Genomic DNA, 9659 nt, shown 5'->3' on the forward strand with positions numbered 1-9659 from the left:
GCCCCGGGGCGGTCGGGGCCCGATCTACATCGCGTCGCCCAGCCAGACGGTGGTATCGCCGGGGAGCGCCATCCCGTCCACCTCGGCGCTGGCCAGCAGCACCTCGCCCCGGGGGAGCGGGACCGGGTCCGGGCCCGTGTTCACCACGACCAACACGTCGGCGCGGTAGAAGGCCAGCACCGGGCCACGGTTCAGGTGGTCGTTCCACACCAGGGTCTCGTCGGCGGCGAAACGCCCGCGTACCCGCAGGGCGTTCCGGTACAGCCACAGAGTTGAGTCGGGATCGTCCTCCTGCGCCTCCACCGAGTACTCACCCCACCAGGAGGGCTGGGGCAGCCATGCCCCGTTGCTCCCGAAACCGAACGACGGGCCCTCCCTGGTCCAGGGGAGGGGGACCCGGCACCCGTCCCGGCCCTTGTCGGTGTGGCCGCTGCCCCGCCAGCGCGGATCCTCCAACGCCTCCGAGGGAAGGTCCGCCACCTCTGGCAGCCCCAGCTCCTCGCCCTGGTACACGTACGCCGAGCCCGGCAGCGCCAGTTCGAGGAGGGCGAGTGCCCGTGCGCGGTCCCGGCCGAGTTCGGGGTCCGGCTCCGGTTCCCGGCCGTCAGAGAGCAGCCAGGCGCGGGGGTCGGTCCCCGCGGGAAGCCCCAGCAGGGAGGGCTTGCGGACGACGTCGTGGTTGCCGGTCACCCACGTGGGCACCGTGCCCACCCGGACGGCGTCCGAGAGGGAGGACTCGATGATCCTCCGGTGGGCCTCCGCGTCCCAGGGGGCTGCCAGGAACTCGAAGTTGAACGCCTGGTCGAGCTCGCCGGGCCGCGTGTACCGCACCCGCCGTTCGCTGGGCAGCCAGACCTCGGCCACGGTGGCGCGCGGCGGGTCGTAGGCGGACAGCACCCGGTTCCAGTCCCGGTACACCTCGTGCACCTCGGGCCGGTCCAGGTAGGGGTGGTCCGGGTTGGCGCTGAGGTCGTCGAACCGTCCGCCGTCCACCAGCACCAGGTCACGCAGCGGATCCAAGTCCTTGACCAGCGCGTACGCCACGTCGATCCGGAAGCCGTCCACGCCCCGGTCACTCCAGAACCGCAGGATGTCCCGGAACTCCTCGCGGACGCGCGGATGGTCCCAGTTCAGATCGGGCTGCTCGGGGGCGAACATGTGCAGGTACCAAAGGCCGTCCGGGACCCGGGTCCAGGCCGGTCCGCCGAAGGTCGACCACCAGTTGGTCGGTGGGAGTTCACCCTCCTGCCCGCGCCCCTCCCGGAACACGTACAGGTCCCGCTCGGGGGCGTCGGGGGAGGCCAGCGCCGCACGGAACCACGGGTGTGCTTCGGAGGTGTGGTTGGGGACGATGTCGATCATCACCCGGAGGTCGCGCGCGTGCGCGGCCGCGACCATGGCGTCGAAGTCCGTGAGCGTGCCCAGGGCCGGGTCCACCCCGCGGAAGTCGGCCACGTCGTAGCCGCCGTCCGCCCAGGGCGAGGGGTAGAACGGCGAGAGCCAGAGCCCGTCGGCGCCCAAGGACGCGATGTGGTCCAGCCGGGAGGTGATTCCCGGGATGTCGCCGACCCCGTCGCCGTCGGCGTCGGCGAGACTGCGCGGATAGACCTGGTACAGGACGGCGTCGCGCCACCATGGCCGCATGTTCAGCTCCCTCGTCGGTTGAGTCAGGACAGCCCCTGGGTGCTTCTCGGGGCGGAGGTGGTCTGGCGGGGGATGATCTGGGTGGGCATCTCCACGTGGGTGTCCAGCGGACGCGTCCCGTCCACGACCTCGACCGCGAGCTCGCCCGCCGCGGAACCGATACGGCAAGGGGACTGGTCGACCGTGGTGAGGTCGAGCATGGCGGCCCCCTCGTGGTTGTCGAACCCCATGAGGGAGATCGCGTCGGGGACGCTGATCCCCGATCGGCGCAGCGTTCGGTGGGCCCCCATGGCGATGTCGTCGAACTCGGCGAGCACGGCGGTGGGCGGGTCCAGGTCGGAGAGCAGCTCACCCATGGCGTGCTCACCTCCCTCGTGCCCGGGCGCCTTGACAACACTCCAGGGGGTGAGCCCGGCCTCGTCCATGGCCGCTTGGTATCCCCGCAGCCGGTCCCTCGAGCTCGCGCTGTACCAGGATTCGCCCTGCGAACCGATATAGGCGATCCGGGTGTGCCCGAGATTCAGCAGGTGGCGTGTGGCCCCGACCGCGCCGTTGTGGTCGTCGATGAACACGCTGGCACGTCCCGGTACGCGCTGGCCGGTGAGGACCAGTGGCACGCCGACGTCGTCCAGGCGCCGGCACTCCTCCTCCGACAGGTCCATGGACACGGTGACCACGGCGTCGCAGTTGCGGCGCAAGGGCAGGGTGCGGGTCCAGCCGGGCCGGGCCCGGAGGTCGCCGACCTTGTAGACGAGCATGTCCAGCCCGGAGGGGCGCAGGACGTCGCTGATCCCCGCCAGCACGGAGCCGAAGAACCACGGCTGGAGGAAGGGCACCACGACCGCGACCCGGCCGGTGCGTCCCGTGACCAGTCCCGAGGCATTGCGCGACACCACGTAGGAGAGCTCGTCCGCCGCGTCGCGCACGCGTTCGCGAACCGTGGGCGCCACCCCGGGGGCACCGCGCATGACCCGGGAGACCGTGGACAGGGAGACCCCGGCGCGCCGTGCGACGTCACGCATGCTCGGGGGACGACTGGACATGCCGTCCACGGTAGGAGTGTGACCTGTGACATGGCAACGTTTTCACCAGATTTGCCTCTGCTCAGGCCTTCTTTTGCCTGCGTTATGCAGTTGACGCGAGTATCTCTGTTGACTACGTCACATTGGCGGTGGCATCGTTTTCAAACACCCTGGGGGAGGCCTACAGACACCTCGAAGCCGCGCTCCCACCCCCTGTAACGGGCGCGAAAGGAGAGAGTCATGCCGGAACTTTCATGGCACCGGAGGCACTCATGGCGGGCGGGCGGTGCTGCGATCGCCGCCCTGGTCCTGACCCTCAGCGCGTGCGGCGAACCCCCGACCGAGGAAACCGAGGGCGAAGCCGAGGGTGAGAGCGCGGGGCTGGCCGACGACCCCCAGTTCGTCTGGGCGGTCACCGGCGCGGACCGCCAGATCCACGAGGACGTCGCCACCCTGTGGAACGAGAACAACCCAGACCAGGAGGTCGAGGTCTTCTTCCTGGCGCCCACCGCCGACGAGCAGCGCCAGGCGATGTTCCAGGACCTGCAGACCCAGGCCGGAGAGTTCGACGTCCTCGGCCTCGACGTCATCTGGACCGGCGAGTTCGCCGACGCCGGCTACATCGAGAGCCTGGAGGACCTGCGCCCGGAGGTCGAGGGGATCAGCCTCGAGGGGGCCATCGACAGCTCCCAATGGCAGCAGGAGCTCTACGCTCTGCCCTACTCCTCCAACGGCGGCTTCCTCTACTACCGCACCGACCTCATCGACGAGCCCCCCACAACCTGGGACGAGCTCTACGAGACCGGCATGGAGGCGGCCGAAGAGGAGGGCATCTCGCCCTTCGTCGGCCAGGGCGACCAGTACGAGGGCTTCGTCGTCTCCTACCTGGAGATGTTCTGGTCCGCGGGCGGCGAGCTCTTCGACGAGGGGCAGGAGAACTCCACCTTCCTGGAGGGCGACGCGGCGGAGACCGCCCTGGACTTCATGACCGAAGCCCAGGAGGCCGGCTTCTTCGCCGAGGGCTACGACTCCATGGTCGAGGACGACGCCCGCGCCCTGTTCCAGTCGGGCGAGGCCGTGTACATGCGCAACTGGCCCTACGCCGTCCCGCTCCTGGAAGGCGAGGAGGAGGAAGAGGAGACCGAGGTCGCGGGTGACTTCGACGTCGCCCCGCTCCCGACCTTCACCGGTGAGGGCACCACCAGCGCCCTGGGCGGACTCAACAACGCCGTCAGCACCCTGAGCGAGAACCAGGACCTGGCCACCGAGTTCGTGCAGTGGGCCGCCACCGACGAGGAGGCACAGGCCATCCTCGCGAGCCACAGCCTCCCGCCGACCATGCTCAGCGCCTACGACGACGCCGAGGACCCCAACTTCGAGCTGCTCGGTGAGATCCTCGAGGACGCCGACGCGCGGCCGCCGGTCCCGGGGTACAACTCGCTGTCCCTGTCGATGCAGGACAACCTGCACCCGGCCTTCCTGGGGCAGGAGGACGCCGACAGCGCGTTGGACGCGGTGGACACCGCGGCGGGCGACGCGCTCGAACAGGACTAGCGCCGCGATGGCCCGATCGAGCAGTACTGACCGGAAAGTCAGCACACGCATACGAGCACAGGTCCTGGGCGAGCGGGCGATGGGGCGGATCTTCCTCGCCCCGTCGCTCGCCTTCATGGCCCTGATCGCGCTCTTCCCGGTGTTCTACGCCGTCGGGATGAGCCTGTACAACATCCGGGGATTCCAGCAGGACTTCATCGGAGGCGACAACTACGCAAGGGCGCTGACCGACCCCAGCTTCTGGAACGCCGCCCAGAACACGCTGATCTTCACCGTGGCGTCGGTGTCCCTGGAGTTCGTGATCGGCATGGCGTTCGCGCTGATCATGCACCAGGTCTTCATCGGCCGGGGCCTGACCCGAGCGGTCATCCTGGTGCCGTGGGTCATCCCTACGGCGGTCGCGGCTCAGGTGTGGCGGTACATGTTCGACCACAACCCCGGCTTCGTGAACGCGGTCCTGGGCACGGACATCAACTGGCTGCGGGACCCGGCCTGGTCCATGGTCGGCATCATCAGCGCGGACGTGTGGAAGACCGCCCCGTTCGTGGCCCTGCTGCTCCTGGCCGGGCTCCAGACCATTCCGAGGGACTACTACGAGGCGGCCAAGGTCGACGGGGCCAACGCGGTCCAGCGGTTCTGGTTGATCACGCTGCCGCTGCTGCGACCGGCGATCGTCGTCGCGCTGCTGTTCCGCACGGTGGACGCACTGCGGATGTTCGACTTCGCCTACGTGTTCGCCGGGTACTCGAACTCGCTGGCCACCCTGTCGGTGTACGCCCAGCGGTTCCTGGTCGCCGAGCCGGATCTGGGCTACGCGAACGCGCTGTCCACGGTCACGTTCGTCATCGTCATGCTGGTCGGGCTGGCCTTCATCAGCCGACTGGGCCGACACATGGTCGGCGACGCGGGGCAGAAGGAGAGGCGATGACCACCCAGGAGAGCCGGGCCGCCGTCCGGCGGGCGCACACGCCCAAGCCCAAGACGCCACCGTTCGTGATCTACGCGCTCAAGCTGCTGGGGTTGTTCCTGGTCCTGGGCTGGTGCCTGTTCCCGTTCCTGTGGATGGGCATGACCAGCCTGCGCACGGGCTCGGTGGCACTGACCGACCCGAACATCTTCCAGGGGCCGTTCAGCTTCGGCAACTACGAGGAGGTCGTCAACCAGGGCTTCCACTTCGCGCTGCGCAACTCGCTGATCGTGGCGTCGGTGACCACGCTGATCTGTATCCCCGTGGCGGCACTGGCCGGGTACGCGCTGGCGAGGCTGCCGCTGGCCGGGAAGTTCGCGCTGCTCGCCGCCACCCTGGTGGCGACGCTGTTCCCGCCGGTGGCGCTGGTCAACCCTCTGTACCGGATGTACCTGCAGCTCAATGAGCTGACCGGGATCAACCTGCTCAACTCCTACGCGGGCATGATCATCCCGTACGTGGCGCTGACCCTGCCGCTGTCGATCTTCATCCTCGCCACGTTCTTCGCGGGGATCCCGAAGGAGATCGAGGAGTCCGCGAAGGTGGACGGGGCGACGCCGTTCCAGGCCTTCCTGCGGGTGGTGGCCCCGCTGGCGGCACCGGGTGTGGGAGCCGCGGCCATCCTGACCTTCGTGTACTCCACCAACGAGTTCCTGCTGGCCTTCTCGTTCGCCCCCCGCGACCTCAACGTGCAGACGGTGCCGGTGTTCGTCGGCACCTTCGAGCGGGTCGGTTACGAGAACCCGATCGGACAGGTCATGGCTGCCTCGGTGCTGGTCTCGATCCCGCTGATCATCTTCGCGCTGGTGTTGCAGCGGAGGATCGTCGCGGGGCTGACCTCGGGCGCGGTGAAGGGCTGAGGGCCGGGGCCGTGCAGGGGCGCGGACTCAGGGCTCCACACAGGCCCGGATGACACGGACGTACTGCTCACGCGGCTCGACGACCTCGGGCCGCGTGAGCGCGTGCATGATGAGCCCGTCCGCGTAGGCGAGCAGGGTCCGTGCGGCCGCCTCCGGGGCGGGGGCACCGAGGCCGGCCAGGATCGGGGCGCTCCACTCGCGGATGCGGTCGTGGCCCCGGTTGAGTGCGGCGCGCACCTCGGGGTTGTGCGCCGCCTCCATGGCCAGGGTGTAGCGGGCGACGGTCCGGACCCGGTCGGTGGTGGTCATGGCGGTGACGAACCCGGCGACGGCGTCCGCGAGGTGGTCGACCGAAGCCACGGTGGCGTCGTAGAGCCGGGCCCAGTCCTGCCGGTCGAGCTCCTCCAAGCGTTCCACGGCCCCGCTGACCAGTGCGTCCCTGGTACGGAAGTGGTTGGACGCCGATCCTTTGGGGAGCCCGGCGGCGGCATCGACCTTGCCGTGGGTCAGGGCGTGGAGGCCGCGGGTCCCCAGGAGTTCGATGGCCGCGTCGACGGCTCGGGCCTTGGTTCGGGACATCCGTTCACTATATTCATAGTGGCGATTTACTATGATCGTAGTAGTCTGGTGGGCATGAACGGAAGAGCACTGGTGGTGGGCGGCGGCATCGCGGGTCTCACCGTCGCCCGGGGGCTGCTGCGCGGTGGCTGGGAGGTCGACGTACGCGAACGGCTGGCCGGGCCACCCGATATCGGCGGGGCACTCGGTGTGTGGCCCAGCGCCTTGGCCGCCCTCGACCGCCTCGGCCTGGGGGAGGCCGTGCGCGAGCAGGCCGAACACCGGGCGGAGGCCGCCCTGCTCCGGCCGGACGGCAGGGCCCTCCTGCGTACGGGCACCGGTGACGGGGCCCACCTGGTCTCCAGGTCGGAACTGCTCCGGATCCTCGTGGAAGGGGTGCCCGACGGCCTCGTCCGCTGGAACACGCCCGTCACCGTGTCCGACCTCGCCCCGGGGAAGCGGTTCGACGTGATCGTGGGCGCCGACGGCATCCACAGCCTTGTCCGCCGCACCGCGTTCTCCCGCGCCCGGCCGCCCCGCCCCCTCGGGTCGATCGCCTACCGGGGGACCCTTCCCGGCCGCGTCGAGCGGGTCACCGAGACCTGGGGAGGGCGACGGATCTTCGGGGTCACCCCGCTCGACGCGCACACCACCAACTGGTACGCGGCCCTCGACGCGCGACTGCTCACCGAGGACGAGCGTGCGGCACGGGACGTCACCGCCCACGCGAAGGTGCTGCGGAGGGAGTTCGGCGGCTGGCACGCGGAGGTCGCCCGGGTCCTGTCGGGGCTGGAGGTCCATGGGGTGGACCGGCGGGCCCTCTACGACCTGCCGGCGCTTGGCCCCTACGTCCGAGGGCGCCACGCGCTCATCGGCGACGCCGCCCACGCCATGGCGCCTAACCTGGGTCGGGGCGCTTGTGAGTCCGTGGTGGACGCGGTGGCACTGGCCGACGCACTCAACGGGGAGCCCACCGTCCCGAGGGCCCTGATCCGCTACGACCGCGCCCGGCGCCGTCCCACCCGGCGTATCGTGGCCGCCTCCAGGGCGCTCAACCGGCTCAGCATGACGGGCCTGGCCGGGCGGCTCCCAGCCCGTGCTCCGGCCGTACGTTCCCCGTTCCGGTAAGGGGCCCGTCCGGCGAGGGGCCGGGGGAGAGGGCTCCCTGGGAGGGAGTGCACCACGGGTGCAGCCGCGGCCCCCGTGGTTAGCCGCGGATAGTGGCCAGGAAGGCCCGGGCCTCGTCCACGAACCGGTCGTGTGCCTCCAATTGGGCCCAATGCCCGCATTCGGGGACCATAACCAGCCGGGCGTTCGGCATCTGCTCCGCCGCCCGCCGCGACCCCTCCGGCGGCACCATCGGGTCCAGTTCACCGTGGAAGAAGAGTGTGGGGGCCGAGATCTCCGAGACTACGGGCAGCAGGTTGTTGCGCATCCCGCGTGGGCCGAGGGTGGCCTGGTTGTAGCGCATGTAACCCCGGGAGGGGCCGTGCCGGAGGGCCTCGCGGCGGAATTCCGCCACCACCTCGGGCGGCATGGTCGACACGTCGTGCACCACCGCGCGCAGCGCCGCCCCGACGAACCGGTTGGCCAGGGCCGCCATGGGAACCAGGAGTGCGTCGGGCAGCCGCGCGGACCACCAGGCGGCCTTGTGCGTGAACCGGTTCCCTATGCGCTCCACCAGCCCGCCGGGGGCGATCAGTACCAGCCCTTCGATCAGGTCTGGGTGGCGCAACGCCAGGTTCAGCACCACGTCACCGCCCATGGACACGCCCGCGACCACGGCCCGGGCCACCCCGAGTTCGGCGAGGACCCGGGCGAGGAAGTCGGCCTGGGCCGCCGGACCGCCCAGGGGATCGATGCCCACCGTGCTGCCGAACCCGGGCAGCTCGGGCGCGATCACCCGGTGGTCGGAACCGAACTCCTCGAACATCCGGAACCACGAGATCGCGGCGTTGTCGTTGCTGCCGCCGTGCACCATCAGGAACGGCGGAGCCTGGTCTGGGCCGCTGCGCAGGACACGCACCCGGCCCCCGTCCATGTCGAGGAACTCGGTACGGGCGTTCGGCGGGAGGAAGGTCATGGCCGGCTCCAGAGTGCTTCGAGGTCGTCGGCGAGGCGCACGAAGCACTCCTTGCCGGGTGTGGTGTCGGTTACGTCGGTGTCGGCGGCGCGCGCGACCATTTCGCCCATCCCCAGGATGAGCGCGTCGAGGTCCTCGTGCGGCGCGGTCTGGACCAGGCCCACGTTCCAGACCGCCAGGTTGGCGGCCAGGGTCTCGGGGTCCAGGTCGGCCCGGACCATGCCCGCGTCCTGCATCCGCCGGACGAAGTCCGCGCTGACCGGCAGTCGGGACCGGTACAGGGCCGTCTGGTCGTCGGGACGCCGCCCCGTCCGGACGGCCCCCTTGTACAGCGCGCGTAGCAAGGGCCGGGTGTACAGGGCTGTCAGGGAGTGGACGAAGAGCCGGGACAGCAGGCCGCCGTGCGGGTCGGCGGCCACCTCGGACCGGGTAGTGGCCAGAGCCAGCCCCAGCTCGCGGGCGATCACGGCACGCGACAGGGTCTCCTTGCTGTCGAAGCGCAGGTAGAGGACGCCCTTGGCGACCCCCGCGCGTGCCGAGATGTCGTCCATGGTGGTGCGCTTCGAGCCGTGCTCCGAGAGGACTTCGGCGGCCGCGTCGAGGATGACCTCGGTGTCCACGCTGGGGCGGGCCATACATATGTCCTTAATGACTAGATTCGTTTATTTAGTCATTATAGGGCGATGTGGTAGTCGATCACCAGGGTGGTGGCAGAACAATGAAGGGGAGCGCTCAGAGCCTACTGACAATGGGTGTTGGGTTCCCCTGTCCTTGGGATGGGCCGCTTGCCGCGCGGGTGGGGAGTCCGCGTGGGCTGGGGTTTGTTGTTGGGTGCGGGTGGTTTCCCCGTTTCCTGCCGCTTGATGGTGGCCGTCTCCGCTGCGCGCGTCAAGGTCGTCGCCGTCGAAGCGCTGGCGCGCTGTCGAGGGCGCTCCACCTTGACCCGCTTCGCTGCGACGGCGGGTCGGCGG

9 protein-coding genes are annotated in these 9659 nt (G+C 70.0%); 4 read left to right on the plus strand and 5 right to left on the minus strand.

What is annotated here, in order from left to right; genetic code table 11:
- Positions 1 to 24: 24 nt before the first annotated feature.
- Together ACYVDG_RS06395 and ACYVDG_RS06400 are read right to left on the minus strand one after the other, a co-directional pair.
- Positions 25 to 1644: a glycoside hydrolase family 13 protein gene (locus ACYVDG_RS06395; protein ID WP_460747413.1), complete on the minus strand. Its 1620-nt coding sequence runs from the start codon at positions 1642 to 1644 to the stop codon at positions 25 to 27.
- 23 nt (positions 1645 to 1667) lie between these two features.
- A complete protein-coding gene (locus ACYVDG_RS06400) occupies positions 1668 to 2687 on the minus strand; it encodes a LacI family DNA-binding transcriptional regulator (protein ID WP_460747414.1) in 1020 nt (339 codons plus the stop codon).
- Between the two features lie 219 nt (positions 2688 to 2906).
- Between ACYVDG_RS06400 and ACYVDG_RS06405 the strand changes: the two genes are divergently transcribed.
- The 3 genes from ACYVDG_RS06405 (at position 2907) to ACYVDG_RS06415 (ending at position 6047) form a co-directional block, all read left to right on the plus strand.
- Positions 2907 to 4220, plus strand: a complete 1314-nt coding sequence (locus ACYVDG_RS06405) for an ABC transporter substrate-binding protein (RefSeq protein ID WP_460747415.1) — start codon at positions 2907 to 2909, stop codon at positions 4218 to 4220.
- Between the two features lie 79 nt (positions 4221 to 4299).
- Positions 4300 to 5148 (plus strand): carbohydrate ABC transporter permease, encoded by an 849-nt coding sequence (locus ACYVDG_RS06410; RefSeq protein ID WP_460747427.1) that lies wholly within the window; start codon positions 4300 to 4302, stop codon positions 5146 to 5148.
- On the plus strand, positions 5145 to 6047 hold the full coding sequence (locus tag ACYVDG_RS06415; RefSeq protein ID WP_460747416.1) for a carbohydrate ABC transporter permease: 903 nt from the start codon (positions 5145 to 5147) through the stop codon (positions 6045 to 6047). The genes ACYVDG_RS06410 and ACYVDG_RS06415 overlap by 4 nt, the downstream gene beginning before the upstream one ends.
- A 27-nt stretch (positions 6048 to 6074) precedes the next feature.
- Here the strand turns inward: ACYVDG_RS06415 and ACYVDG_RS06420 are convergent, their stop codons facing one another.
- A complete protein-coding gene (locus ACYVDG_RS06420) occupies positions 6075 to 6626 on the minus strand; it encodes a TetR/AcrR family transcriptional regulator (RefSeq protein WP_460747418.1) in 552 nt (183 codons plus the stop codon).
- A 54-nt stretch (positions 6627 to 6680) separates the two neighbouring features.
- Between ACYVDG_RS06420 and ACYVDG_RS06425 the strand changes: the two genes are divergently transcribed.
- The gene (locus tag ACYVDG_RS06425; protein WP_460747419.1) at positions 6681 to 7733 is read left to right on the plus strand and encodes an FAD-dependent monooxygenase; all 1053 of its coding nucleotides are present in this window, start codon (positions 6681 to 6683) and stop codon (positions 7731 to 7733) included.
- 79 nt (positions 7734 to 7812) lie between these two features.
- On the opposite strand, the gene ACYVDG_RS06430 is transcribed toward ACYVDG_RS06425, so the two are convergent.
- Positions 7813 to 8688, minus strand: coding sequence for an alpha/beta fold hydrolase (locus ACYVDG_RS06430; RefSeq protein ID WP_460747420.1), 876 nt, complete (start codon positions 8686 to 8688; stop codon positions 7813 to 7815).
- A complete protein-coding gene (locus ACYVDG_RS06435; RefSeq protein WP_460747421.1) occupies positions 8685 to 9323 on the minus strand; it encodes a TetR family transcriptional regulator in 639 nt (212 codons plus the stop codon). The genes ACYVDG_RS06430 and ACYVDG_RS06435 overlap by 4 nt, the downstream gene beginning before the upstream one ends.
- Between the last annotated feature and the right edge of the window lie 336 nt (positions 9324 to 9659).

This window comes from Nocardiopsis oceani, assembly GCF_054777395.1.

What these genes read in the sequence shown, in the direction of transcription:
- ACYVDG_RS06425 (WP_460747419.1), top strand. Translation starts at nt 6,681, where the DNA reads ATGAACGGAAGAGCACTGGTGGTGGGCGGCGGCATCGCGGGTCTCACC.
- ACYVDG_RS06420 (WP_460747418.1), bottom strand. Translation starts at nt 6,626, where the DNA reads ATGTCCCGAACCAAGGCCCGAGCCGTCGACGCGGCCATCGAACTCCTG.
- ACYVDG_RS06430 (WP_460747420.1), bottom strand. Translation starts at nt 8,688, where the DNA reads ATGACCTTCCTCCCGCCGAACGCCCGTACCGAGTTCCTCGACATGGAC.
- ACYVDG_RS06410 (WP_460747427.1), top strand. Translation starts at nt 4,300, where the DNA reads ATGGGGCGGATCTTCCTCGCCCCGTCGCTCGCCTTCATGGCCCTGATC.
- ACYVDG_RS06405 (WP_460747415.1), top strand. Translation starts at nt 2,907, where the DNA reads ATGCCGGAACTTTCATGGCACCGGAGGCACTCATGGCGGGCGGGCGGT.
- ACYVDG_RS06415 (WP_460747416.1), top strand. Translation starts at nt 5,145, where the DNA reads ATGACCACCCAGGAGAGCCGGGCCGCCGTCCGGCGGGCGCACACGCCC.
- ACYVDG_RS06435 (WP_460747421.1), bottom strand. Translation starts at nt 9,323, where the DNA reads ATGGCCCGCCCCAGCGTGGACACCGAGGTCATCCTCGACGCGGCCGCC.
- ACYVDG_RS06395 (WP_460747413.1), bottom strand. Translation starts at nt 1,644, where the DNA reads ATGCGGCCATGGTGGCGCGACGCCGTCCTGTACCAGGTCTATCCGCGC.
- ACYVDG_RS06400 (WP_460747414.1), bottom strand. Translation starts at nt 2,687, where the DNA reads ATGTCCAGTCGTCCCCCGAGCATGCGTGACGTCGCACGGCGCGCCGGG.